The 25613-nt window shown below is 62.9% G+C and carries 24 protein-coding genes and 7 tRNA genes; 22 read left to right on the forward strand and 9 right to left on the reverse strand.

All coding sequences use genetic code 11. The annotated features are described in order from the left end of the window. Positions 1-4 precede the first annotated feature (4 nt). The 7 genes from rpe to SB659_RS07305 all read right to left on the reverse strand — a co-directional run bounded on the left by rpe (position 5) and on the right by SB659_RS07305 (position 5135). Positions 5-679 carry a ribulose-phosphate 3-epimerase gene (gene rpe, locus SB659_RS07275; RefSeq protein WP_284980318.1) on the reverse strand — a complete coding sequence of 225 codons (675 nt, stop codon included), beginning with the start codon at positions 677-679 and terminating at the stop codon, positions 5-7. 81 nt (positions 680-760) lie between these two features. Beyond that, positions 761-2305: an RsmB/NOP family class I SAM-dependent RNA methyltransferase gene (locus SB659_RS07280; protein ID WP_410549983.1), complete on the reverse strand. Its 1545-nt coding sequence runs from the start codon at positions 2303-2305 to the stop codon at positions 761-763. Further along, positions 2302-3222, reverse strand: a complete 921-nt coding sequence (gene fmt / locus SB659_RS07285) for a methionyl-tRNA formyltransferase (protein ID WP_410549984.1) — start codon at positions 3220-3222, stop codon at positions 2302-2304. Before fmt ends, SB659_RS07280 begins: the two co-directional genes overlap by 4 nt. Beyond that, positions 3219-3791, reverse strand: coding sequence for a peptide deformylase (def, locus tag SB659_RS07290; protein WP_410549985.1), 573 nt, complete (start codon positions 3789-3791; stop codon positions 3219-3221). Before def ends, fmt begins: the two co-directional genes overlap by 4 nt. A gap of 50 nt (positions 3792-3841) precedes the next feature. Further along, positions 3842-4744: a cytochrome gene (locus SB659_RS07295; RefSeq protein ID WP_410549986.1), complete on the reverse strand. Its 903-nt coding sequence runs from the start codon at positions 4742-4744 to the stop codon at positions 3842-3844. A gap of 12 nt (positions 4745-4756) precedes the next feature. After that, positions 4757-4921, reverse strand: a complete 165-nt coding sequence (locus tag SB659_RS07300) for a hypothetical protein (protein ID WP_284980313.1) — start codon at positions 4919-4921, stop codon at positions 4757-4759. 139 nt (positions 4922-5060) lie between these two features. After that, positions 5061-5135, reverse strand: a tRNA-Val gene (locus SB659_RS07305). Between the two features lie 311 nt (positions 5136-5446). Between SB659_RS07305 and SB659_RS07310 the strand changes: the two genes are divergently transcribed. The 9 genes from SB659_RS07310 (at position 5447) to SB659_RS07350 (ending at position 9424) form a co-directional block, all read left to right on the forward strand. Beyond that, positions 5447-5519, forward strand: a tRNA-Gly gene (locus SB659_RS07310). A gap of 45 nt (positions 5520-5564) precedes the next feature. After that, a tRNA-Cys gene (locus SB659_RS07315) sits at positions 5565-5635 on the forward strand. A gap of 37 nt (positions 5636-5672) precedes the next feature. After that, positions 5673-5747 (forward strand) — tRNA-Val (locus SB659_RS07320). Between the two features lie 54 nt (positions 5748-5801). After that, a tRNA-Gly gene (locus SB659_RS07325) sits at positions 5802-5874 on the forward strand. Between the two features lie 23 nt (positions 5875-5897). Next, a tRNA-Val gene (locus tag SB659_RS07330) sits at positions 5898-5972 on the forward strand. A gap of 54 nt (positions 5973-6026) precedes the next feature. Further along, positions 6027-6102, forward strand: a tRNA-Gly gene (locus SB659_RS07335). Between the two features lie 206 nt (positions 6103-6308). Further along, positions 6309-7763: an amino acid permease gene (locus SB659_RS07340; RefSeq protein ID WP_284979624.1), complete on the forward strand. Its 1455-nt coding sequence runs from the start codon at positions 6309-6311 to the stop codon at positions 7761-7763. A gap of 94 nt (positions 7764-7857) precedes the next feature. Further along, entirely contained in the window at positions 7858-8088 is a 231-nt protein-coding gene (locus tag SB659_RS07345; RefSeq protein WP_284976022.1) for an antitoxin, read from the forward strand. A 118-nt stretch (positions 8089-8206) separates the two neighbouring features. Next, entirely contained in the window at positions 8207-9424 is a 1218-nt protein-coding gene (locus tag SB659_RS07350) for a benzoate/H(+) symporter BenE family transporter (RefSeq protein WP_284979623.1), read from the forward strand. A 1-nt stretch (position 9425) separates the two neighbouring features. On the opposite strand, the gene zapE is transcribed toward SB659_RS07350, so the two are convergent. After that, positions 9426-10466: a cell division protein ZapE gene (gene zapE, locus SB659_RS07355; protein WP_284979630.1), complete on the reverse strand. Its 1041-nt coding sequence runs from the start codon at positions 10464-10466 to the stop codon at positions 9426-9428. A gap of 209 nt (positions 10467-10675) precedes the next feature. Here zapE and SB659_RS07360 point away from each other — a divergent pair, with 209 nt between their 5' ends. The 3 genes from SB659_RS07360 (at position 10676) to ybaK (ending at position 12706) form a co-directional block, all read left to right on the forward strand. Beyond that, the gene (locus SB659_RS07360; RefSeq protein WP_284979622.1) at positions 10676-11602 is read left to right on the forward strand and encodes a sulfurtransferase; all 927 of its coding nucleotides are present in this window, start codon (positions 10676-10678) and stop codon (positions 11600-11602) included. 86 nt (positions 11603-11688) lie between these two features. Continuing rightward, positions 11689-12162: a SufE family protein gene (locus SB659_RS07365; RefSeq protein WP_284979621.1), complete on the forward strand. Its 474-nt coding sequence runs from the start codon at positions 11689-11691 to the stop codon at positions 12160-12162. A 13-nt stretch (positions 12163-12175) separates the two neighbouring features. Next, positions 12176-12706, forward strand: a complete 531-nt coding sequence (gene ybaK, locus SB659_RS07370) for a Cys-tRNA(Pro) deacylase (RefSeq protein ID WP_410549987.1) — start codon at positions 12176-12178, stop codon at positions 12704-12706. A gap of 46 nt (positions 12707-12752) precedes the next feature. Here ybaK and SB659_RS07375 read toward each other — a convergent pair whose 3' ends face one another. Continuing rightward, positions 12753-14033, reverse strand: a complete 1281-nt coding sequence (locus tag SB659_RS07375; RefSeq protein ID WP_410550073.1) for an alpha/beta hydrolase family protein — start codon at positions 14031-14033, stop codon at positions 12753-12755. Between the two features lie 350 nt (positions 14034-14383). Between SB659_RS07375 and SB659_RS07380 the strand changes: the two genes are divergently transcribed. The 10 genes from SB659_RS07380 to SB659_RS07425 all read left to right on the forward strand — a co-directional run bounded on the left by SB659_RS07380 (position 14384) and on the right by SB659_RS07425 (position 25591). Further along, positions 14384-15433: an iron ABC transporter substrate-binding protein gene (locus tag SB659_RS07380; RefSeq protein ID WP_284979619.1), complete on the forward strand. Its 1050-nt coding sequence runs from the start codon at positions 14384-14386 to the stop codon at positions 15431-15433. An 88-nt stretch (positions 15434-15521) separates the two neighbouring features. Continuing rightward, a complete protein-coding gene (locus SB659_RS07385) occupies positions 15522-16013 on the forward strand; it encodes a hypothetical protein (RefSeq protein ID WP_410549988.1) in 492 nt (163 codons plus the stop codon). Positions 16014-16027: 14 nt separating this feature from the next. Then, entirely contained in the window at positions 16028-16468 is a 441-nt protein-coding gene (gene msrB, locus SB659_RS07390; protein WP_410550074.1) for a peptide-methionine (R)-S-oxide reductase MsrB, read from the forward strand. Between the two features lie 150 nt (positions 16469-16618). Beyond that, positions 16619-17986: a DUF6421 family protein gene (locus SB659_RS07395; RefSeq protein WP_410549989.1), complete on the forward strand. Its 1368-nt coding sequence runs from the start codon at positions 16619-16621 to the stop codon at positions 17984-17986. Next, positions 17986-18702: an SDR family NAD(P)-dependent oxidoreductase gene (locus tag SB659_RS07400; RefSeq protein ID WP_410549990.1), complete on the forward strand. Its 717-nt coding sequence runs from the start codon at positions 17986-17988 to the stop codon at positions 18700-18702. The genes SB659_RS07395 and SB659_RS07400 overlap by 1 nt, the downstream gene beginning before the upstream one ends. Positions 18703-18745: 43 nt before the next feature. Beyond that, the gene (locus SB659_RS07405; protein ID WP_410550075.1) at positions 18746-19819 is read left to right on the forward strand and encodes a threonine aldolase family protein; all 1074 of its coding nucleotides are present in this window, start codon (positions 18746-18748) and stop codon (positions 19817-19819) included. Between the two features lie 72 nt (positions 19820-19891). Continuing rightward, complete coding sequence (locus SB659_RS07410; RefSeq protein WP_284979614.1) at positions 19892-20548, forward strand: DUF3000 domain-containing protein; 657 nt, start codon at positions 19892-19894, stop codon at positions 20546-20548. An 80-nt stretch (positions 20549-20628) separates the two neighbouring features. Further along, positions 20629-22005, forward strand: a complete 1377-nt coding sequence (locus tag SB659_RS07415; protein ID WP_410549991.1) for an HRDC domain-containing protein — start codon at positions 20629-20631, stop codon at positions 22003-22005. Positions 22006-22202: 197 nt separating this feature from the next. Beyond that, entirely contained in the window at positions 22203-23450 is a 1248-nt protein-coding gene (locus SB659_RS07420) for a thiolase family protein (protein WP_410549992.1), read from the forward strand. Next, the gene (locus tag SB659_RS07425) at positions 23447-25591 is read left to right on the forward strand and encodes a 3-hydroxyacyl-CoA dehydrogenase NAD-binding domain-containing protein (RefSeq protein ID WP_410549993.1); all 2145 of its coding nucleotides are present in this window, start codon (positions 23447-23449) and stop codon (positions 25589-25591) included. The genes SB659_RS07420 and SB659_RS07425 overlap by 4 nt, the downstream gene beginning before the upstream one ends. Positions 25592-25613 lie beyond the last annotated feature (22 nt).

A 25613-nucleotide genomic window follows, 5' to 3' on the forward strand; every position in this document is an offset into this window, starting at 1 on the left:
CCGGTCAGGCGCTTTGCGCGATGGCAGCTTGCCCTGCTGCGCGGAGCCGCTCGATCGCCATCGCCGGGTCCTGGTGCCCGTAGACGGCCGAGCCCGCAACAAATACATTGGCGCCCGCCTCGGCGGCGCGGGTGATGGTCTCCTCCGTGATGCCGCCATCGACCTGTATGGCCACGCCAATCCCCGAGCCCTCAACCGCAGCGCGTGCACGCCGGATCTTGGGCAAGGTCAGGTCGAGGAATGACTGGCCGCCAAAACCGGGTTCAACAGTCATGATGAGCAGCATGTCCAGCTCACCGAGCATGTCCAGGTACGGCTCCACGGCAGTGGCCGGCCGCAGCGCCATCCCCGCCTTGGACCCACGGGCCCGAAGCTCACGGGCCAACTTGACCGGTGCCATGGCCGCTTCCGCATGGAAGGTGACGGAAGCGACACCGGCGTCGGCGTAGGCAGGCGCCCAGCGGTCGGCGTCGGAAATCATGAGGTGGGCATCCAGCGGAACCGGGCTGACCGCTTGTATCCGCTGAACCACCGGGAGGCCGAGGGTCAGGTTGGGCACGAAATGGTTGTCCATGACGTCCACGTGGACAGCATCGGCATTGCTGATCCGCTGCAGTTCCGACTCAAGGTTGACGAAGTCCGCGGACAGGATGCTCGGGTTGATACAGCACTGGGACAAGGGAGGCCCTTCAGGTAAATGGTTTCTGGAGCGACGGCGGCCGCGGCCCGCGCCGCGGGCCCCGCAGAAGGCGTTCTGCGGTTAGGACTTCTTTCGGATGATTGCCATGAACATTGCATCGGTTTGGTGCACATGGGGCCACAGTTGGGCCATGAGCTCGTGGCCGGCCCCCAAGTTAGCTGTGAGGCTGACATGGTCAAGTGCTTGTCCTGCATCCAACAGTTCCAGGTCCGACCGCTTCGCGAGGACGTCGCCCACCACGGTGGTTGTTTCAGCCGGGTGCGGAGAGCACGTCACGTAGGCAACCACCCCGCCGGGCTTGACGGCGTCAACAGCGGAGTTCAACAGTTCACGCTGCAATGGGCCGAGGTCGGCAATGTCCTTCGGCGTCCGGCGCCACCTCGACTCCGGGCGCCGACGCAGGGCGCCGAGGCCGCTGCAGGGTACGTCCACCAGCACGCGGTCGAAGGATTCCGGCTGCTCGACGCCGACCTGCCGCCCGTCACCGGTCCGCACCGCCCATGCCTCCTCCGGCACAGCCGAGAGTGCTTGTCGAACCAGTTTTGCTCGATGCGGCGCAGGTTCGTTCGCCAAGAGCGTCGCGCCCTCGCGGTACGCTAACGCTGCAAGGAGCGCCGCCTTCCCGCCAGGCCCCGCACACAAGTCCAGCCACCGTTCCCCGCCCTGCGTGGCACCCTCGAGGCTGATGCCAGCCAAGGCGCGCGCCACGAGTTGTGATCCGACGTCCTGAACGCGCGTGGTCCCGCGCCGGACCGACTCGAAGCGGCCCAAGTCACCGCCGGCCGAGAGGGCCGAATCTTCCACGAGCTCGCCGGGCGTGGCGCCGTTCTCAAAGGCTTCCTCAAGGTCGCCCAGCCCGGGCAACGCCACGAGGTTTACCACGGGCGCAGCGTTATCCGCTTCCAGCAAGGAGTCAATCTCGGCTTTAGGACGTCCATGGTTGACCAACGATTGGCGCAAGGCCCGAACGATCCATTCGGGGTGCGCATGGCGCAGGGCCGCGATTTTGGTCTCATCCGTTTCATCGTGGAGCAGGATGCCGAGCCATTCGTCGAACGTGTGGGCCGTGACTTTACGGAGGACAGCATTAATGAGCGCGGACGGGCCTGCTCCGATAACTGCGCGCGCCAACCCAACAGTTTGGTCCAAGGCGGCGTGGGCCGGGACCCGCATGGAGAGAATCTGGTGGACACCGATCCGCAGCGCATCCAGAACTGCGGGGTCCAACTGGTCAAGCGGCCGGTCAACGCAGCGGGCCAGGATGGCATCGTACGTACCCTGCCCCCGCAGGGCGCCATAGCTTAGCTCCGTAGCAAATCCCGCATCCCGGCGGTCGAGGCGGTGCTCGCGGATCCGGGCGGGAAGGACAAGGTTTGCATAGGCGTCCTCGGAGGCCACGGCACGGAGGACTTCGAAAGCCACCAGGCGGGCCGGATCTGCCCTACGCGTGCGCTGGGACGGGGCGTTGTTCGAGAAGCCACGCTGCGGGCCCCTATTACGCTCCCGGCCTTGGGCGTTCCGCCTGCTGTTGCCAGCGGCATCCCGGTTGCCACGTTCGTCCCGGTTGCCACTGCTGCTGGGCCCACGACGGCCGGACTCGTTCATTCGAATACCACTCTCTCGGGTGCTGCCAAGCCACGGGCCCAGTCGGCCGACGACATCATTTTCTTACCGGCCGGCTGAATCCGGCCCAGCTCTACTGCATGGGATCCAGTGCCCACCAGGACGGCGCCTGCGTCCACCTTGATGGCTCCCGGTGCAAGGTTCTTGACGTCGGGCCTTAGCCGAACTGGTTCAAGTTTGACCCTTTGGCCTTCCAAGGTGGTCCAAGCTCCAGGCTCCGGGGTAACGCCCCGAGCTCGTCGATTCAGTGCCAGGGCAGGCTGCTGCCAGTCCAAGCGCCCGTCCTCCAGCGTCAGTTTGGGAGCCAAGGACACCTCCCCCGCTTGCGGTTGGGCAACGGCTCGTCCAGCATCGATCGCGGAGAGCGTCTGGCTCAGAAGGACTGCGCCGCTGTCCGAAAGCCGTTCGAGAAGCTGCCCGGCGGTGTCCTCCGGGTGCACCGTTTCGGTGAGGGTGCCAAAGACAGGCCCCGTATCAAGGCCTTTTTCGAGTTGGAACGTTGCCGCGCCGGTGACGTCGTCGCCGGCAATGATGGAACGCTGCACAGGCGCGGCGCCGCGCCATGCCGGAAGGAGGGAGAAATGCAGGTTGACCCAACCGTGCCGAGGTATTGCCAACGCGGCCGGGGGAACAATTCCGCCGTAGGCAACAATGGCCGCGACGTCCGGGGCAATCTCTGAGATGCGTTTGGTGGTCTCTGCATCCACCTTTACTGCGCGGATGACCTCAATGCCGAGTTCCTCTGCGCGCGCTGCCACAGGAGAGGGCGTCATGATCCGCTTGCGCCCCACGGGCGCGTCCGGTCGGGTGAGGACAGCTACGACGTCGAACCCTGCCTTCAGCAGTGCGTTCAGCGACGGCACCGCGACGGCGGGAGTCCCGGCAAAAAGTACCCTCACTCGGGAACCCCGAAGCTGCCGCCACCGAAGCTGGAGCCCACGGTACCGGCCCGCTTGGTGGTCGTCTGCTCGGTGATGGCGTGATAATTTGCGTGGCGGATGGCGCGCAGGGCGGTCTTTCGGTCCTCCCCCTCCAACCGATCCGTGTACAAGATTCCGTCCAGGTGGTCTGTCTCGTGCTGGAAACAGCGTGCGAGCATCCCTTCAGCCTCCACCGAGACCGGATCGCCGTGCAGGTCCACCCCGGTTACCCGGGTTCTCCGGTATCGGCGGACAGGGAATCCCAGTCCGGGGATCGAGAGGCAACCTTCAACCTGGTCGGGCTGGAAATCCTCGCTGTTTTCGAGCACGGGGTTGATGATGTGCCCCTCCACTCCACCGATCCGGTAGGTGAAGACGCGCTTGCTCACCCCGACTTGGGGAGCGGCCAGGCCTGCGCCGTCCACGTCCTCCATGGTTTCTGTCATGTCTGATACCAGCTTGGCAAGCTCGGGACCGAAATCAGTGACGGGATCGGCCACGGTGCGCAACACCGGATCCCCAATGATTCTGATACTCAAAATTGCCATGTACTGTCAGTCCTCACGATCGTCAAAGCAGGCCGCGGGTCTTGCGGAGCCTAAGCCAGTTTAGTGGAGGACACGAGGCGGGTGCTGTCCACGGGTGCCGGATTAGCCGCAGAGTAGACCGGCGGCGCGACCGGCAGCAGTGCCTGCCCAGCGGCCACCACATCCGCATTCATTTCCCAGACGCGACGGAGGGCGCAGAACTTCCACCAGTGATGCTTGAGGATCTCCGGGTTTGCACGTTGGGGCCGGACCTCCGTTTCCCCGATGGCAACGGCAAGCAGCATGGGATTATCCCCATACGCCCAGGGCTCCCACTGGCCGGCAATGGGGTCAACCAAGCTCTCCTCCGCCTTCATCCCGGCGACAAGCTGCATGACGACTTTGTCGTCCAAGGCCTTCACGGTGCCGTCACGCGTTGTTCCCTTGGTCTTGTAATCGATCAGGCAGATCCGGCCGTTGATCCTTGCCACGAGGTCCAGCGTGCCTGCGTAGCCAACTGTCTTATTCCATACGGTTATTTCCGGTGCCAGCGGTTCCACCCGGTAAAGCTCCCACCATTCATCAAACCTTGCGGCGAAGGCTTGCTCTCCGTGTGCAGCCAGTTCTTCCCGGCACTCCTGCATCCGGTGGGGAAGGCCAAGGGCCCTCAGTGCTACTTGCTCGCAGTAGGTGTGGACGCGGTCTCCCCGCGCAGCAGCCTGGTCACGGTATGCCTCCGCAGCCTTCGCTGCTTTGTTGACGGCCTGGCGGATCCTGGCAGGGCTGCCAAGAAGCGCCGGGAGTTCGGGATCGGCCGCAAGACTGCTCGCACCCATGTAACTGAACCACCCGTCAAGCGCGTGGGCTTGTTGTCCTATGACGGTGGTGATGGAAGGGACCGAGAATTGCTCCGTGGTGGAGCGGGCGTACATTCGTCCGTAGTCAGTAGCGTGGGCAAGCAGTGGAGCAGTCATACAAAGACTGTGTCACATGGCACCGACAGAATTCTCCGGCGGGAAGAGCATGAGTAGTTGTTCGGCCGGCAGGTTTTCGAGTTTTGCCGCCAGGATGGGGGCCTTGGCGGCGAGGTCAGCGGGCACCGCATACGACGCAGGGACAGGACCAGCGGTTTGGGCTTCTTGTTCGCTCACGCTCAGCAAGTGCAGCGTATGCGGACATCGTGACGTAAAAGTACTGAGGCTGAAAGGAAAGGGCCGCCCTAAAAGGAGTTAAAAAGGAAAACCCGCCCGGACTGACTTACCAAGTGTTCCAGTCCGGACGGTTCTCCGATGGTGGGCGATACTGGGTTCGAACCAGTGACCTCTTCGGTGTGAACGAAGCGCGCTACCACTGCGCCAATCGCCCCTGTGCACCAGCCTTTCGGCACATCCGGCCTCACGGCTCAGGTGCATACAGAAGACTAACGGACACAGGCCCGAATGCAAAACCACCCAGATAGCCAATGGTGACTGGACGCCACCACTGAACAACATCGGTGAAATTACAATGATGAAACTCGCGGGAAACCGCGTGAATACGCGCCATTTGCCGCTGTCGCGCCACTTCCGTCCACCCCAAAATCCCTTGCGATTTGGAGTTTGATGCAACCTCCTATAGAGTTTTTACTCGTCGGAAAGCGACGGAATGCCCACTGGGCTGCCCGCCGCAACGGCACTGCGGACGTAGCTCAGCTGGTAGAGCACCACCTTGCCAAGGTGGATGTCGCGAGTTCGAATCTCGTCGTCCGCTCGCAAGGCACTGTCAAGGCACGAATTCTCCGGGATCTGCTTACACGGTGGGTTGGCCGAGAGGCGAGGCAGCGGCCTGCAAAGCCGTTTACACGGGTTCGAATCCCGTACCCACCTCGGTTAATCCATGCCTTCCGGCTCATGTCGGAAGAATGGGCGATTGGCGCAGCGGTAGCGCGCTTCCCTGACACGGAAGAGGTCACTGGTTCGATCCCAGTATCGCCCACCAGAACAAGGAAACTTGTTTGTTGTTGGGTGCCCGGTTAGCCGGCAAACAACATGTGCGGACGTAGCTCAGCTGGTAGAGCACCACCTTGCCAAGGTGGATGTCGCGAGTTCGAATCTCGTCGTCCGCTCTCCTTTTTAAGGACCCGGTAACGGGCGATTGGCGCAGCGGTAGCGCGCTTCCCTGACACGGAAGAGGTCACTGGTTCGATCCCAGTATCGCCCACCAGAACAAGGAAACTTGTTTGTTGTTGAGTGCCCGGTTAGCCGGCAAACAACATGTGCGGACGTAGCTCAGCTGGTAGAGCACCACCTTGCCAAGGTGGATGTCGCGAGTTCGAATCTCGTCGTCCGCTCCAAGATAACTTCATCGAGAAAAAGCAGCTCCCCGGAGCTGCTTTTTGCGTTTCCTGGGGGCGCTAACCTGCCTATGCGGGCAGCCTACTGCATTGATTAGACGATGTAACTGATACTCCTTGGAAGAAGTCGCTTTATCTAATGTGACTGGCCTCGCATAATGTACTTCGAGCTTATCCACGTTTCACGCCGACCGGCAGGAGTACCTATGAGTAACACCACGGCTTCCCAATCAGTCATGAGGCGTAAGCCCATTGACGAGATTGAGGAAGAAAGCAAGAGCAGCGGGCTGTTCAAGAGCCTCGGGCTATGGCAACTGACCGCCATCGGAGTCGGCGGAATTATCGGCGTCGGCATCTTTTCCTTGGCTGGGCTGGTAGCCCACGGCGACGCCAGCAACCCGGGCGTAGGCCCGGCAGTACTTATCTCCTTCCTCGTCGCGGGCCTCGCCTCCGGTGCTGCCGCACTCTCTTACGCGGAATTCGCGGGCATGATTCCGCGCGCAGGTTCGGCGTACACCTATGGCTATGTGGCCTTGGGCGAGATCATCGGCTGGTTCATCGGATGGGACCTCCTGCTGGAGTACATCGCGATCGTGGCCGTAGTAGCCATCGGCATCTCCGGCTACTTCGACGCGTTCCTTTCAGGCATCGGAATCCATATGCCGGCCTGGATGACGTCCACCGCGGATGCCGGAACAGGCGGCGTCATCAACCTTCCCGCGATCCTCGTCTGCCTGCTGGTCACCTGGATCCTGAGCCGCGGGACCAAGGCTTTTGGACGATTTGAACTGATTGCCGTCGCCATCAAGGTGGTGCTGATCTTGTTCATCATCGGGCTGGGGATCTTCTACATCAACACGCAGAACTTCAACCCGTTTATGCCCAGCGGCTTCGGGCCAGTCTTTTCGGGTGCCGCAACGGTCTTCTTCGCCGTGTTCGGGTATGACGCCATGAGCACCGCGGCGGAAGAAGCCACCGACGGCAAGAAGCACATGCCCAAAGCGATTATCCTGTCCTTGATCATCGCCATGCTTCTCTACGTCGCCGCCACGCTGGTACTCACCGGCATGCAGAACTACAAGGACATCAATCCGACGGCGGGTTTTGCGTCAGCATTCAGCAGCGTCGGACTTCCCGTCATTGCAACGATCATCTCCGTGTTTGCGGTTCTTTCCATCCTTACCGTGATGCTGACGTTCCTGCTGGGCGTAACCCGGGTGTGGTTCTCCATGAGCCGCGATGGACTCCTGCCCGGATGGTTCTCAAAGACCGATCGCCACGGCACTCCGCAGCGCGTCACCTGGATCGCAGGCATTGCATCTGCCATCCTCGCCGGCGTGTTTCCGATCAAAGAGGTCGCAGACCTGACCAACATCGGAATCCTTGCCGCATTCGTGGTGGTGTGCATTTCCGTGATCGTGTTCCGTTACAAGCGCCCGGACGCGCCCCGTACTTTCCGTCTGCCGTGGATGCCGGTGGTGCCGGCATTCGGGGTCGTGGCATCGGCGTTCCTGATGTCCCAACTGCACTGGCAGACCTGGGTCCGGTTCGTGGTGTGGCTGATCGTCGGCTTGGTGATTTACTTCACCTACGGCCGGCGGAATTCGTTGATGAACCCCGCAAGCCCCCGGCACGCGGACATCAGTACGCCCTCGGCATAGTTTGTCCACAGGCTCTCTCCGGACCTTGGCACGTAGGTTGACTGGTGTTAGGGTCGGACGCGGAGGAGCGATCTGGCTCCGCGAAGGAAAGGAGGTGCCCGTGGGTTTAATTGACGACCTGAAGGGCAAGGCTCAGGGTCTCATTCAGGGCAACGAAGAAGCCATTCACAATGGCATCGAGAAGGCCGGGGACTTTATCGACCAGAAGACCGGCGGCAAGTTTGCCGGCCAGGTCGATTCCGTTCAGAATGCCGCTTCCGACTTCGTGGCCAGCAATGATGGCGAGCCACAGGCTCCCGTCGCGGATGGACCATCGCAGCCATAGCTGCCTGAGTCGCCGTACCAGATACGTCAAGGGGGCACCGGTCCCGCCGAGAGGCGCCACCGGTGCCCTTGGCGTTTAAGGACGATGGACCGACGCGCGGGCACGGTAATTTGTACCTATGCCTCCCACCGCTTCCGTCACCACGCAGAGCCTCGCCGGCAAGGAATCCCTTGGACCGCCCATAACGGCAGGGATCGTCACGGCACTGGTGGGTTTCACTTCCTCTTTCGCAGTCGTCCTGGCAGGCCTACGGGCCGTGGGGGCCACTCAAGGGCAGGCGTCCAGTGGCCTCCTGATCCTCACTCTCACGTTTGGGCTAGGTATCCTCTGGTTGTCGTGGAGCTCCAAAATGCCCGTCACGCTGGCATGGTCCACCCCGGGCGCAGCGCTGCTCGCCTCCGCTGGAATGGTCGACGGCCGCTGGCCGGCCGCCGTCGGCGCGTTCCTCGTCGTCGGGGTTCTGATCATCCTCACCGGACTGCTTCCGGTCCTCGGCCGCCTCATGACCAAAATTCCCACCGCATTGGCGCAGGCCATGTTGGCCGGGGTCCTGCTGCCACTGTGCCTTGCACCGTTCAGGTCGCTGGGCTCGGCGCCACTCTACGTGGCACCCGTGCTGCTGTGCTGGATCCTGTTCATGAAATTCGCACCGAGGTGGTCGGTGCCGGCGTCGTTGCTCGTCGCCCTGGCAGTCATCGGCGTCCACATCGTCGCTAACGGCGTTCACATCCCCGGCGACGGTCTGCTCCCCCGCCTCGAATGGACCACACCCTCATTCACCCTGGAGGCGGCGGTCGGGCTGGGGCTACCCCTGTTCATAGTGACGATGGCCTCGCAGAATATCCCGGGCGTCGCAGTCTTGAAGTCGTTCGGCTACACCACACCGTGGCGGCCATCAATGCTCGTCACCGGGGCGGGTACCTTGCTCGGCGCACCCTTTGGCGGCCACGCCATCAACCTGGCAGCGCTCAGCGCGGCCCTTGCAGCCGGCGAAGAGGCCGGCAAGGATCATGGTCGGCGCTGGATTGCAGCTTTCGTTTCAGGCCTCGCCTACCTGCTCCTGGCAGGCGCATCGGCGGCCCTGGTCACACTGGTGGCAGCCGCGCCGGCAGGGCTCCTCGAAGCGGTGGCTGGACTGGCGTTGCTGGGAACCCTGGCGTCGTCCGTTTCCTCAGCCCTCGCCGTCGCCGAGGAGCGGATCCCGGCCTGCATCACTTTCCTGCTCGCCGCGTCCGGGCTCAGCTTTGCCGGCGTCGGGGCGGCTTTCTGGGCCCTGGCCGGAGGCATCCTCGTCCGGTGGCTCCTCAAGGTTCGGGAACCGTTGGTGAAGGCCTGACTCAGGCCGGCTCGTGGTCCTGGGCCTCGCGTGCCAAGGCCGTCAACCGCGAAACTGCCCGGAAGTATTTCTTCATGTAGCCGCCCGTCATCATCTCTTCGGTAAAGAGCTGATCGAACGGCACGCCGCTGGCCAGGATGGGTACATCTTTGTCATAGAGCCGGTCTGCCAGCACCACGAAGCGAAGGGCAACAGACTGGTCGGTGATGGTTTCGACGTCGCGCCACACAACTGCTTCAACGCCTGAAATGAGCTGGCGATAGCGGCTCGGGTGAACGGCAGCCAGGTGGTCAACCAGCGTGCGGAAGTCGTCCACGGCAACGGTCTTGCCCTCGAACTCGGCCCTCATGCGGTGCTTGAGTTCCTCCGTCTTAAGCGGGGCAGGAGCTGCTGGCAGGCCGCGGTGGCGGAAGTCCTCGCCGTCGATCCTCACGACGTCGAACTGGTCGGCGAGGACCTGGATTTCGCGCTGGAAGTCGACGGCGGCAAAGCGGCCTTCGCCCAGCGAGCCGGGCAGCGTGTTGGATGTGGCCGCGAGCTTCACACCGGCGTCGGCCAGTTCGCGCATGAGGCGGGACATCAAGACGGTGTCGCCGGGATCGTCAAGTTCGAATTCATCGATGCACACCAGCTTGTAGCTGCTCAGCGCCTCTACCGTCTTCCGGAAGGACAGAGCCCCCACAAGGTTGGTGTATTCGACGAATGTCCCGAATGCTTTCGGTCCCGGGGAACGGTGCCAGAGCGAGGCCAGGAGGTGGGTCTTTCCGACGCCGAAGCCGCCGTCCAAGTAAATGCCTGCCCTGGCTGCGGCAGCCTTCTTGGCAAACAGCTTCTTGAAAAGCCCCCCATTGTCCTCGGACCCGACGCCGTCGGCGAAAGCCGACAGGAGCTTTACGGCATTCGCCTGGCTGGGCTGCGCGGGATCCGGGCGGTAACTGTCGAACGATACCTCTCCGAATCGCGGAGACGGGTAGAAACCCTTGAGGAGTTCCTCCACGGAGACCGCCGGAGTACGGGCAGCCAGTTGTTCGATTTGTACCACGGTGGTCAGTTCCTTCGCTGTTAGGTCCCCAGCAAGAATACCGGCATTGGCCGCCTTGATAACGGCCACGTGACCAAGGCCATGTTTCACCGTATGACCGAGGGGAAGCATTCACCGCCGCCCGTGGTTAGTGTTGGAGAACGCCGGGCCGGTACAAGCACCATCTTCCTCTGCCTGGTTCCGTCCGTTGTCAATGAAAGGCGATTGCTGTGCCCTACCCCGTTGAACAAAACGAGAAGTTTGCGTCCTACGCGAATCCCGAGCGTCTTGTGTCCACCGAATGGCTCGCGGCAGCCTTGGCGGGCGGTGCGCTTGCTGACGGCAAGCTGGTTGTCGTGGAGTCCGATGAGGATGTCCTTCTGTACGAGACCGGGCACATTCCGGGCGCCGTCAAAATCGACTGGCACACCGACCTGAACGACGAAGTGACCCGCGATTATGTGGACGGCTCCGCGTTCGCTGCACTTGCCGCGTCCAAGGGCATCTCCCGCGATACCACGGTGGTCATTTACGGCGACAAGTCCAACTGGTGGGCTGCTTACGCCCTCTGGGTGTTCACGCTCTTCGGCCACGAAGACGTCCGCCTCCTGGACGGGGGCCGTGACAAATGGATCGCAGAAGGACGCGAACTGACTACCGACTCTTCCCAGCCCGAGGTGGGCGAGTACCCCGTGGTGGAGCGCAACGATGCGCCTATCCGCGCTTTCAAGGACGATGTCCTGGCACATCTGGGCAAGCCCCTCATTGACGTGCGTTCTCCTGAGGAATACACGGGGCAGCGGACCCACATGCCCGCATACCCCGAAGAGGGCGCCCTTCGTGGCGGACACATTCCCACGGCCGCTTCGGTGCCTTGGGCCAAGGCTGCAGCGGAAGACGGCACCTACCGCACCCGCGACGAGCTCGAAGCCCTCTACCTCGGGGAAGCCGGCCTTAAAACCGGCGACGACGTCGTGGCCTACTGCCGCATCGGGGAACGTTCCAGCCACACCTGGTTTGCCTTGAAGTACCTGCTGGGCTTCGAGACCGTTCGCAACTATGACGGATCCTGGACCGAGTGGGGCAATGCAGTGCGTGTACCCATTGCCAAGGGCGCGGAGCGTGGTTCGGTTCCCGCGGACCTTGTCCGAAAATAACAGTCCGAAAATAACAGTCCGGAAATAGTTGTCCAGAAATAGTCGTTGCTACCGCCCGAACAGTTCAGGAACGTAAGCTGGAAGTGATGAGTACCTACACTTTGCCCGCCGCGCTGGCGGAGATCGTCGATGACTTCCAGGCACTGACGGAGCCTGACCGCCTGCAACTCCTTCTTGAGTTCTCACGGGGCCTTCCCGAGCTTCCGGAGCGCCTGAAGGACCATCCTGAACTGCTGGAGCAGGTTGTGGAGTGCCAGTCTCCGCTGTTCCTCACGATCGAGTCGGAGAAGAACTCCGACGGCGAGGGGGAACGCATCTACCGGCTGTTCTTCAAGGCGCCGCAGGAGGCCCCCACCACCCGCGGTTTCGCAGGCGTGCTCCACGAAGGACTGGACGGACTGACTGCTGCCGAAATCCTGGCGGTACCGGATGACATGCCCGAGTTGCTGGGCTTGACCCGCGCCATCACTCCCCTGCGGATGCGCGGAATGACGGCAATGCTGGGCCGGATCAAGCGCAAGGTTGCGGCGGCTCAGCGGCTAAGCAAAACAGCACACTAAGGTCTCGAACTCCATGGCCAAGAAGACGGTTTCGCAAGGTACGCCGGCCACAGCGGCTCTAGCTGTGGCCGGCGTACCTTTCGTTCTCCACCCTTATGTCCATGATCCGGCGTCGACGAGTTACGGCCTTGAAGCGGCAGATGCCTTGGGCATGGACCCGGCGCGGGTTTTTAAGACGCTGATGATTGAGGCGGAGGGCAGGTTGGCCTGCGCCGTGGTTCCCGTCTCCGGAAACCTTGATTTGAAGTCCGCAGCCGCCGCACTCGGAGCCAAGAAGGCTGCCATGGCTGAAGCCAAGACCGCCGAGCGACGGACGGGATACGTCCTGGGCGGGATCTCTCCCTTGGGGCAACGACAAACCTCGCCCACTATCGTGGACGAATCCGCTCTGTCACTTGAGACCATGCTCGTTTCGGGCGGCAGGCGCGGGCTGGACATCGAACTCGCTCCTCGCGATTTAGTACGGCTCACCAAAGCCATAACCGCGCCTATAGGCACCGGCGCGGCGGCGGTTCCCCCTCCGAGCTCCACCAGCGCGTCCTGACCGCCGGCGCGACCGACCTCCATCTCAGGCCGACTGACCGGGCCTATCAGACTGGCTGACCAGGCTCCGACTGGCCGGGCCTATCAGACTGACCGGGGTTGTTGCGTGGCGCCAACTGAATGCGGAGCCATGAGCGCACAATCCGCTCCCATTTTTCCGGATCAACATTCCATTCCTTGGTGTGCCGTGCGCCATCGAACGGCTCGAAAGTCACCATTTCGGGATTCTTTTCGGCGAGGCTGGCGGAAGGACCAAAGGGCACATAGTCGTCGTCGACGCTGTGGATGAGCAAGGTAGGCGTCCGCAGTTCGATGGCCCGGGCCTCCCAGTCCATGGCTTTGAAGTCCACGGGCGCTGCCAGTCCGGTCAGCCTCCGGCCCAGTGGATGGCTTAGCATAAGTTGCCCGTAGCGCCCTACGCGGTACGGAATCCTGTTGACTTGGGCGTGATGGGCCATGACGTTGACCCAGTTGATGACCGGCGCGTCCAGCACCAGCGCACGGATGACGTGGCGGTACTTGGACAGGTCTGCCGTTTGGAGTGTGATGGCCCCACCCATTGACCAGCCAAACAAAACCACCTCGGCAGCTCCGCAGCTCAACGCATATTCGATCGCGGCTTCCACGTCGCGCCATTCCGTGGATCCCAAACCATATCTGCCATCGAGCGTCGACGGCGCAAGCCCATCATTACGATAGGAGATCAGCAAGGTGTCCATCCCCAGTGACCGAGCTGTCTGCACGGCCCTGAGTCCTTCCAGGCGCGTAGCACCCCGGCCGTGGACCATGATCGCCCACGTCGACGCCGGCCCCTCCCCGGCCCGGACCAGCCAGGCAGGCGCCTTGCCGCCGTCGACGTCGATCTCCACGTCCTCAGCCGTCAGTCCAAGGGCCGCTGGATCCGGGTAGGTCGCCCCGCTCCATCCCGCCCGGCGGGCTTGGAACAAGTCACCGCTATAGACTTCCTGGACTTCGCGAAGAACCGTTTGTTCCGCTGGCGAATAGGACACGATCCGGCCGATCCGGGCATGGCCCTTTCCGCCGTCGAAAAAGAGGCTGAAAACGCCGTCGATGGTTGTGTCTGGGGTGGCGGCAAGGATCACTTGCAGTCCGTCGTCGCCCTTGATGACAGCGAGGACTTCCTGGTCTTCGTGCCGGGCGCCGGGCGTGATGACCCGTCTGGCAAAGTACACGGCGAGCGCGGAAGACCCAGCTCCCACCAAGCCGGCAAGCGTTCCGCCTGCGACCATGCCCGCGAGGGCCCACTTGGTGCGCAGGGACATTGTGCTTTCTGCTGGGACGTCCGTTGCCACGAAATTCGATGCCATGCTTCCATTGTCCCTGCTCATGTGGGTGTCCCTGCTCATGTAGCTGGTCCCTGCTCATGTTGCTCCGATGGGCGTCTCATCGAATCATGTCTGTCAGTAGGGGAAACAATTACGCAACATCCGCATGTTGTTATTACACTTAGGCCTGCCTTACGTACCTCTCACTTCGCGTCAGACGGACACCGCCCCCCGCACCGGCGCCGGTGGGTCAGGTGTCCACGGGAAGGCACTCCGATCCACGTCGGAGCCATACAGAACCTCTGCTTTCCTGCCCCACTTTGTCCCCGCGTGGCTCGGGCTTGGCCGGACCAACCTCGCACAACTTCGCCGGATTTCCTGAAAGGCCTTACATGAGCTTCCGCATCAAACTGCCCGCCGCCATTGCCGCCGCGACAGCCGTGCTGCTGGCCCTCGCTGCCTGCGGCTCCCCCACGCCGGGGCCCGGCACTTCGGGTTCCGCCTCATCCGGCGGAGACGGGATCATCGTCTACAACGCACAGCATGAAAATCTCACCACCGCCTGGGTGGCCGCGTTCACCAAAGAAACGGGAATCAAGGTCACTCTGCGCAACGGCGACGACTTGGAGATGAGCAACCAGCTCAGCGAAGAAGGCAAGAACTCCCCCGCGGACGTCTTTCTCACAGAAAACTCCCCTGCCATGGTCCGCATCGCCGGAGCAGGCCTGCTCGCCCCGGTCGATCAGGCCACCCTTGGCCAGGTCCCGGCCTCGTATCGGCCCTCCACCGGTGACTGGACCGGCATCGCTGCGCGGTCCACCGTGCTGGCTTACAACAAAACCAAACTCAGGTCAGATCAGCTGCCCAAATCCTTGATGGATCTGGCAGACCCGGCCTGGAAGGGGCGCGTCGGAGCCTCCACGGGCGGAGCGGACTTCCAGGCCATTGTCAGTGCCATGCTCGAGCTCAGGGGCGAGGACGCCACCCGGACCTGGCTGGAAGCGGCAAAGAGTAATTTCAAGGCCTATAAGGACGACACTCCGGTCCTCGCGGCCGTCAACTCAGGCGAGGTCGAGGCGGGGGTCCTGTACCACTACTACTCATTCGTGGATCAAGCCCAGACCGGAGAGAACAGCAAGAACGTTGGGTTGCACTACTTCAAGAATCAGGACCCCGGCGCATTCGTCAGTGTCTCTGGCGGTGCGGTCCTGGCCTCCAGCAAGAAGCAGGCCCAGGCCCAGCAGTTCCTGAAGTTCATCACCGGCAAAACCGGGCAGCAGATCCTGCAGACGGGTAACTCCTTCGAATACACGGTCGGCAGCGACGTCCCCGCGAACCCCAAGCTAACCCCCCTCGACCAGCTCCAAGCCCCTGCAATCGACCCCGCGAAACTCAACAGCACCAAGGTCACCGACCTCATGACCCAGACCGGACTCCTCTAGCCAGGCCCGGGTCGGTGCGGCGCCACGGGCGTTCGTAAACGTCGACCAAAATCTGCGTTGTCTGGTTTCCCGGGACTACGCTGTAGCCATGAGTGATCCCCTAGTCATCCTGACCGAAGAGCCTTTGGGCCCCGAGGACCGAATTAATATCGCTAAATTGCTCGACGGCGGCGAAACGCCCGTCGTCGTGTTGGTGCCGTCCAACACCGAGCGGCATTTGGTGGTCGACTTCCTCGAGAACCTTTCCTTGCTCGACATCGCCAAAGCGTTCCGCGAGCTGACCGGGCAGTCTGCAAACCCCGAGTCGGAGCGCGCGGAGGCGGCGGACATCTTGGCGGCGTCATTGGCTGCTTTGGCCGGCTTGGGCGGAGGCGTCACCGGAGAAATTGTCGACGGCGGGGCCGTGGCAGGTTTGGTGGCCAAAGTGAAGGCCCTTGATGCGGCGCAGGCTGTGGTGGTGACCCGACCGCACGCCATCGCGGACACGTTGCATACCGACTGGGCCAACAAGGCACAGGATGCCCTCGGGCTACCGGTTCTGCACTTGTACGCCGGTTCGGGATTTATCGGCGACTCATGAGCGTTGAAGAGGGCATGAGTACTCCTGAGAACACCAGCAAGATGACGCCTGCGCCCGTGGAGAAGAGCGACGCCCAGTGGCGGGAGGAGCTGACGCCGGAGGAATTCCACGTCCTGCGGCAGGCCGGAACTGAGCGGCCCTACACCGGCGAGTATTGGGACACCCACACTGAGGGTGTCTACCAATGCCGGGCCTGCGGCAGTGAGCTGTTCACCAGCAGCGAGAAATTCGATTCCCATTGCGGCTGGCCGTCCTTCTGGGCGCCGTTGGCTGAGGGCACCGTCCGGTACTTGCATGACCGGACCATGGGCATGGACCGGGTGGAGGTCCGCTGTGCCACGTGCGATTCGCACTTGGGACACGTTTTCGAAGGCGAGGGCTACGGCACTCCCACGGACCAGCGGTTTTGCATCAACTCCGTCTCCCTGCGGTTGGTGAAGGCGGAAGAAGCCTAGGCAGGCAGCGCTGCCGCTTGAGCTCAAGCAGGCAGCACAGCCTCCGAGGAACAGAGTCTCTTATGCTCGCCTCGATTTTACGTTAGCAATCCTTTTCCCTTGCTACGCTCGGCCCAGAGGCAAAAGCTACTTTGGAAAGGGACGAGCTTCATGACAACTATCGCCACCGCTACTCTTCCGCATGTCACCGCTGACAACGCTGAGTGGGCGTCACTCAAGGCCGCCACAACTGCCCTTCAGGCACACCAGCAAAAGGACGGTTCCATTGCGGACCCGGCCGTTCACGGCGAAGCTGCTGCCCTTGTGGCCACGATCGTCCAAGCGATCACCTCACTGGCGCCGCAGTTCCCCCATGACTCCCGCTACCTGGAATTGCTCGTCGAGGACTTCAGCCGTTGGGAGCAACAGGGCTTTGGCGTGCCGGACTTCCTGGACTCGTTGCAGGCATTCCAGCCCCAGGAGCATCGGATCGACGGCCTCCAGCACCTGGTGGTCTTTCCCATGTATACCCAGAACGGAAGCACTAGCCGGCTGGTCGAAGCTGTCTTGATCGAGGTCATCTGGCCCGAGTTCATTGGGGGGCTCGAAGCCGGGGAGTACTCGAACAAGCTCTTCGTCCCCATCCGCTTCATTGATTTCACCCCTGGCTATGACACCAACTCCGCCGTCCTGTTCCCCGAGACCGTAGCCGTCCGGGAAACCCCCACCTTCACGTGGGGCGCCATCTTTGCCGACCGTGAGGCCGCACGCTTCCGCCGCGTCCTGAAGGCTGCGGCGGAAACAACCTCCCTCCAACTTCCCGACGACGCAGCCCAGTTGCTCGACGACCAGGAGCTGACCCAGCGGACATTCGTCATGTGGGACCTCATCCATGACCGCACGCACATGCGGGGTGACCTTCCTTTCGATCCGTTCATGATCAAACAGCGCATGCCCTTCTTCCTCTACTCGCTCGAGGAACTGCGCTGCGACCTGACCGCTTTCCGCGAATCCGTCCGCATTGAGAAAGACGAGGACGCCGATCCCGATGCACGCAAGCACGCCAAGCTCGTCCAGTACGCCGTGATATTCGACCGGATCTTCCGTTTCGCCATCACCGGCAGCCGGGTTCGGAACTACGACGGCCTGGGCGGCCAGCTGTTGTTCGCGTGGATGCACCAGCACCACGTCCTCCACTGGACCGATAGCAAACTGTCGATCGACTGGGACAACGCTGCCGCCGTCGTGGTTGAACTCGGTGCCAAGATCGAAGAACTATACTGGCGTTCCATCGACCGCCCCAAGGCTGCGCACTGGCTGGCGGCCTATGAGCTCATCTCAAGCACGGTGACCCCGCATCCGGCTTCGGTTTGGGCCAAGGGACCGGATGCCTTGCCGTTGGATGGCCCGCCCCGTGGGCTGACCGATCAGGTTTTGGACGACGAGTTCCCACTGTCCATGTTCTACGAAGCACTGGAGAAGAAGATGCGTTCCGTTATCGAGTCCACCACCGGCATCACCGGTTCCACCGCAGCCTGATGACTGCCTTCACTGTCCTCGTAACCGGTGGCAGCAGCGCCTCTGGCATCGCCGTGGCCCGGGCCATGGCGGCCGCCGGCCATCGGGTGATCACTGTCGGTTCGGACGAAGCCCGGATCAAGGCCGCAGCGGCCGAGGCGGGCGCTGCAGTGACTCCCCTGGTATGCGATCTTGCCAGCTTGGACTCCGTCCGCGACTTGGCCTCGGCCATCGCGAACCTTGGCGTGCAGGGCATCGACGGCGTGATGCACCTCGTGGGCGGTTGGCGCGGGGCCAAGGGCATCGAGGACCAGACCGATGAGGACTGGGAGGCATTGGAACGTGGAGCCGTCACAACGCTCCGCAACGTTTCGAGGGTCTTCTACGGCCAACTGGAAGCCTCCGCGCATGGTCGGTTCGCCATGGTCTCATCCACCACTGTTTCAGCTCCGACGGCGGCGGCCAGTTATGTAGCTGCCAAGGCGGCCGCCGAAGCGTGGACCTTGGCGGTGGCCGATGGTTTCCGGCGGGCGCAAGAGGCTGGCACCGCAGACGGCGGGAGCGCCGCCGTCATCTTCGTCGTCAAAGCCCTCGTCGACGCCGGCATGCGGCAACTGCATCCCGAACGGCGGTTTCCGGGTTTCACGGATGTCGAGGACTTGGCCGCTGCCGCCGTCGGACTTTTTGACCAACCGGCTTCCACCCTGAACGGCCAGCGCATCGTGCTGGCCAAATAGACTTGAAAGCGTGAATGAACAAGTGACGAGCACAACAGAGTCCATCCAGATCGACACCGGCACGGACCTCACCAAGCAACTGCATGATCCGGCGGTGCGTGGGTTTGCGTCCGATAACTACTCCGGCGTCCACCCTGAAATCCTTGCGGCGCTGGCGGCTGCCAACGGCGGCCACCAGGTTTCCTATGGGGAGGACATCTACACCAAGCGGCTCCAGGAGATCTTGGAAAGGGAATTCGGCCAGGGCATCGAGTGCTTCCCCGTCTTCAACGGCACAGGCGCCAACGTTCTTTCCCTCCAGTCGCTCCTGCCTCGCTGGGGCGCGGTCGTCTGCGCCTCTACCGCGCACATCAACATGGATGAGAACGGCGCACCGGAGCGCGTCGGTGGGATCAAGCTGCTGCAGGTCCCCACCGAGGACGGCAAGCTCACCCCGGAACTGATCGACCGCGAAGCCTGGGGATGGGGTGACGAACACCGTGCGCAGCCGCTGGCCGTTTCCATCACCCAGACCACGGAGCTGGGCACGTGCTACACCCCTGAAGAGGTCCGCGCCATCGCGGACCATGTCCACTCGAAGGGGATGAAGCTGCACATGGACGGTGCACGGCTGGCCAATGCGGCCGCCCACCTGGGCGTCCCCCTGCGGGCATTCACTCGCGACGCAGGCGTCGATATCCTCTCTTTCGGCGGCACTAAGAACGGCTTGCTGTTCGGTGAGGTAGTGGTGGCGCTGAACCCGGATGCCGCACAGGGACTGAAGTTCCTCCGCAAGATGAACATGCAGTTGGCCTCAAAGATGCGCTTCATCTCTGCCCAGTTCATTGCCTTGTTGGAGGACGGACTGTGGCTTCGTTCCGCAGCCCACGCCAACGCGATGGCCTCCCGCCTGCGCGAGGCAGTGGAAAAGATCGACGGCGTTGAGCCCACCCAGGCCACTGAGTCGAACGGCGTTTTCGCCATCCTCCCCGAGGGGGCTGCGGGCCGCCTGCGAAAGTCTTTTGCTTTCTACGATTGGGACGCCGCCCGCCGCGAAGTCCGCTGGATGTGTTCCTTCGATACCACGGAGGCGGACATCGACGCTTTCGTGGCGGCCATCAAGCGTGAGCTTGCCTGACCGAGGATGTACCCTGCGTCCGGGGCGGCGAGCCTACGTCCATTCGCCGCCCCGGACGCATAACCTGCGAGGGTGAACGCCCTCGCACAGGTTCCCCCGGACTTTCTCTTCGCATTGGGAACACTCCGAAAAGCGCAATGCCGCAGTGAACTCCGGCTTGACGAAATTCCTGCCCCCGCACGCTTGGCCCCCTACGCCGTCGCCCTCGGGGCGGAAGTCTTCAGCCCTACCGCGGCCACCCGCCAAGTCCCCGTTCACGGGCCCGCGGCCAAAGCATTCGTGCAAGGCCAGACCGATAGTTCCTCCAACGAAGAGGATGACGAGCTGGCCACTGGACGGTTCATCCTCCTTCATGATCCTGACGGGTCGGCCGTTTGGGAGGGCGAATTCCGCATCGTTACCTACATCCGCGCCCAGATGGATGCCGAGATGGGCAACGACGCCATGCTCGGCTCAGTAGCGTGGACGTGGCTCGTGGAGGCTCTACAGAACCGTGAAGCCCACTACCGTGCTGCAGGTGGGACCGCCACTCGGATCCTCTCGGAAAGTTTCGGCACACTGGCCGAACGCCCCGACACCATAGACATCGAGCTCCGGGCATCCTGGACACCCGAAAGTTCCGATGTCCAGGCCCATTTGGAAGCGTGGTCCGATATGGTCTGTACCTTTGCAGGCCTTCCGCCTCTGCCTCCGGGAGTCACCGGCCTGCCCAAGCGGAGGCTGAATTGACCGCCGCCCTTCGCCTTTTTCGGGCAACGGACCTCGTCTCCGCCGCCGACCCTGACAGGTATCGGTAAGCTTAAGCAATCATGACCCCTGAAAAACTGGAAAATACCACAGCCGGCGATCCGGCTGCTGAACCCACCACCGGCATCAAGGTTGACGGTTTTGATAGCCACGTCCCTGAAGTCATCGACTTGGACACCCCGCGCGAAGGGGTCCCGCCCGTCATCGATACCGTGGCCGGGTTGGAACGGTGCGCCGCCGCGATCGCAGCAGGGACCGGTCCCGCCGGAGTGGACGCCGAACGGGCTTCCGGGTTCCGTTACGGCCAGCGTGCTTTCCTCGTCCAGATTCGTCGCGAAGGTGCCGGCACCTGGCTGATCGACCCGGAACCTTTCGAGACGCTCGACGTCGTCAATGATGCCCTTCGCGGAGTGGAATGGATCCTGCACGCCGCCACCCAGGACCTACCGTGCCTGTCCGAGCTTGGGATGTGGCCGGACAAACTTTTCGACACCGAACTCGCCGCACGGCTCGCCGGCCTCCCCCGCGTAGGCCTTGCCGCCGTCATCGAACAACTCCTCGGCTTTGGCTTGGCAAAGGAGCACTCGGCGGCTGACTGGTCCACCCGTCCCCTTCCCGAACCCTGGCTCCGGTACGCAGCCCTCGACGTCGAAGTTCTCGCCGAACTGCGCGAGGAACTCATCGAACTGCTCGAGGCGGACGGCAAACTTGAGTTCGCGGAGCAGGAGTTTGCAGGAATCCTTGCCGCAGGCGTAGCACCACCGCGCGTAGACCCGTGGCGCAAAACCTCAGGACTGCATCAAATTCGCGACCGCCGGCAACTGGCAGCAGTCAGGGAGCTCTGGACGGAGCGGGATCAGTTGGCCCGCAAACGCGACGTGGCCCCTGGCCGCCTCCTCCCGGATTCAGCACTCGTCGCAGCAGCCAAGGCCATGCCCACCACGGTTCCGCAACTCCTGGCTACCAGGGGATTCCACGGCCGCTCAGCCCAACGCGAAGCACCCCGATGGCTCCGCTGCATCACGAACGCCCGCACCCTCTCGGAGCTCCCGCCGCTCCATTTGGCTACCAACGCACCTCCCCCGCCGCGGGTATGGGCCGATCGGGACCCCGAGGCCGCCGCCCGGCTGGCCGCCGCCCGGCCGGCGCTACAAGCCAAGGCCGAAGAGCTCAACCTGCCGGTGGAAAACCTCTTGACCCCGGACTTCCTGCGACGCATCGCCTGGCGGCCTCCGGCGGAGGTCTCGCTGGACACAGTGGCAGGGGAACTGCGGGCACTGGGCGCACGCGAGTGGCAGATTTCCTTCGCGGCCCCCATCCTTACCGAGGCATGCTTGAACCCGGCGCCCCTTCCCGCAAAAAACGCCCCCGCCAAGGAGGCACCCGCCAAGGAGGCATCCAGCGGCGAGGCTCCGCAGCGCACCGCGGATGCCGACTGAACCGATCACCCGTTAAGGGCCCGTCGTGACGAAGAATGACCCGTCGCTGCGGGCCTTTCCGTTTTCGGCTCGCTTACTCCATGCCGGACATCCGGGCCGACCTTGCACCCTAAGTTACCCACGAGTAACATTGCATCAATGCCAACCGGAGTAACCGTATCGCGGTCCCGGCTCCATGTCTCAACGAGGAGTAATTCATGAGTCCATCACACAGTGCCCGGCGGACCGTCAGGGATGTCGTCTTCGTCGACGGTGTACGAACCCCCTTCGGCAAGGCGGGCGAGAAGGGCATCTATGCCGGCACTCGAGCCGATGACCTTGTGGTCAAGTGCATCCGCGAGCTCATGCGCCGGAATCCTTCGTTGCCGGCCGAGCGCATCGATGAAGTAGCCATTGCAGCCACCACCCAGACGGGCGATCAGGGCCTCACTATCGGCCGCACGGCAGCGCTGTTGGCAGGGCTCCCCCGCAGCGTCCCCGGATTCGCCATCGACCGGATGTGCGCCGGCGCCATGACCGCGGTGACCACGACGGCCAGTGGCATCGGCTTTGGCGCCTATGACGTTGTCATCGCAGGCGGGGTGGAACACATGGGCAACCACCCCATGGGCGCCGGTGCCGATCCCAATCCCCGCTTCATGTCCGAGCGACTGGTGGATCCGGCAGCATTGAACATGGGCAACACAGCCGAAAACCTGCACGATCGCTTCCCTGCGATCACCAAAGCCCGTACCGACGCCTACGCGGCGTCGTCGCAGGCCAAACTTGCCACCGCCTACTCCAACGGGCAGATCCAGCCCGACTTGGTGCCCGTAGCCACCATGAAACCCGGGCAGGGATGGGCCCTGAACACCACCGACGAACCGCCTCGTCCAGGTACCACGGTGGAGGACCTCGCAGAACTCCGCACCCCGTTCCGTGCCCACGGCAGGGTCACCGCCGGCAACGCTGCCGGACTGAACGACGGCGCGACGGCGGCGGTTCTCGCCTCCGCGGATGCCGCCGAAGAACTTGGTTTGCCGGTCAAGATGCGCTTGGTCTCCTACGCTTTTGCCGGCGTCGAGCCTGAGGTCATGGGCATCGGACCGGTGCCCGCCACGGAGAAGGCCCTGAAAAATGCCGGCCTCGGCATCGAGGACATCGGGCTGTTCGAAATCAACGAAGCCTTCGCAGTGCAAGTACTCAGCTTCCTTGACCACTTCGGCATCGCGGACGACGACCCTCGGGTGAACCGCTATGGCGGGGCAATCGCCGTCGGCCATCCGCTGGCCTCTTCCGGCGTTCGGCTCATGAACCAGTTGGCACGGCAGTTCGAGGAAGACCCGACGGTTCACTACGGCATCACCACCATGTGCATTGGGCTGGGTATGGGTGCCACCGTGATCTGGGAAAACCCGCACCACGCCGCCTATGAATCCTCCACCACCGAAGGAGCTGCCGCATGAGCACCCCCGAATTCCACAAGCTCGCCGCTTTGTTCCCTGATGAAGTTGTGACGCATTCCTACGTCCAGGACATCCAGCTCCCTGGCGGGGCGGGAACGTTCGCCTTGGTCACCCTCGACAACGGCCTGGACCACTCCAAGCCGACCACCCTCGGTCCCAACACCCTGGTGGAACTCGGGGGCGTTTTGGAAACGCTCAAGGAAAGGGCCGCGCGCGGCGAGATCGTTGGCGTGGGCGTCACGGGCAAACCATACTTCCTGGTGGCCGGTGCGGACCTTTCCGCCGTGAAGACCCTCAAGGAACGCGAGCACGGATTGTGGATGGCCCAACTCGGCCATGCCGTCTACGCGACGCTGGCCGATCTCGGTGTTCCCAGTTTCGCTTTCATTAATGGCCTGGCACTGGGCGGCGGGCTTGAGATCGCCCTTCAGTCCACGTACCGCACTGTCTCCACAGGCGCGGGGGCGCTAGGCCTTCCGGAGGCTTTCATCGGCTTGGTACCGGGTTGGGGTGGCGTCTACATCCTTCCACGCCTGATCGGTCCGGAGAACGCGGTCAAGGTGATGATTGAGAACCCCCTCAGCAATAACCGGACCCTCACTGGGCCGCAGGCGTACGAGCTCGGCGTTGCCGATGCCATCTTTGAACCCGCCGATTTCGTTGAGCAGTCACTGGCCTGGGCAGCGCAGGTCATTTCCGGAGAAGTAACGCCTGACCGGACCAACGCCGTCGATCCTTCCGACGCCGTTGTGGCGGACCGCTGGGCTGCCGCCGTCGCCGCTGGGCGCGCCTTTGTGGAGAGCAAGACATCCAACGCTTCCCCCGCGCCGGCCAAGGTCCTCGATGTCATGGAAGCTAACCGCACCATGACCCAGGCGGCGTCGGCTGAACTCGAGTGCGAAACGCTCGCAGGCTTGATGCAGACCGATGAATTCCGTTCCACCGTGTACGCGTTCCTGGACCTCGTCCAAAAGCGATCCAAGCGTCCGGCGGGCGCCCCGGACCGGAAACTGGCTCGCCCGGTAACCAAGATCGGCGTCGTAGGGGCCGGCCTGATGGCCAGCCAGTTGGCGCTGCTGTTCGCCCGTCAGTTGAAGGTCCCCGTGGTCATGACGGACATCGACCAAGCACGCGTAGACAAGGGCGTTGCTTACGTCCACGCCGAAGTCGACAAGATGCTGGCCAAGAAACGGATGAAGCCCGACGCCGCAAACCGAACCAAGGCTCTGGTCACAGGTTCTGTTTCCAAGGAGGCCTTCGCCGACGCCGACTTCGTCATTGAAGCCGTTTTTGAGGAACTCAACGTGAAGAAGCAGGTATTCGCCGAGGTCGAAGCCATCGTCTCTCCCGAGTGCATCCTCGCCACCAACACCTCATCGCTTTCCGTCACTGCAATGGCCGAGGACTTGGAACACCCCGAGCGCTTGGTGGGCTTCCACTTCTTCAACCCGGTGGCCGTCATGCCCTTGCTCGAGATCGTGCGGGCACCCAAGACGGACGACGCCGTGCTGGCAACCGCATTCGAACTCGCCAAGGGACTCAAGAAAACGGCCGTCCTGGTCAAGGACGCCGCAGCCTTCGTCGTGAACCGCATCCTCCTCCGGCTGATGGGTGAGGTCATTGCCGCCTTCGACGAGGGCACTCCAGCCGAGGTTGCCGACTCGGCTTTGCGGCCCATGGGCCTTCCGATGTCCCCCTTCACCTTGAGCGCCATGGTGGGGCTGCCCATAGCCCAACACGTCCAAGAATCCCTGCACACCGCGTTCGGGGATCGTTTCCCGGTTTCGCAGAACCTGCAAAAGCTCATCGACAACGGGATCAAGACGCTGTGGGTCCCCGGTCCCGACGGGAAGCCCGTCATTCCGGCGGAAACGCTGGCAATCTTGTCCTTCGGCAACACCCCGTCCACCGGGGAGGAAGTCCTCCGACGAACGCAGGATGCCTTGGCCGAGGAAATTGGCTTGATGCTCAACGAAGGGATCGTCGCAGGACCTCAAGACATTGACCTGTGCGTCATCCTGGGCGCAGGCTGGCCCATGTTCCTTGGTGGCATCACCCCCTACCTGGACCGGGTGGGCGCCTCCGAGCGGGTCAACGGCAAGCGGTTCCTGGAGCCGGGAGTAGCATCGGCACCGGCCTAGCCGCCGTGGCTCTCGCACTTCC

Origin of the sequence: Arthrobacter sp. SIMBA_036 (assembly GCF_046535135.1) — a bacterium.
Classification (GTDB): Bacteria; Actinomycetota; Actinomycetes; order Actinomycetales; family Micrococcaceae; genus Arthrobacter.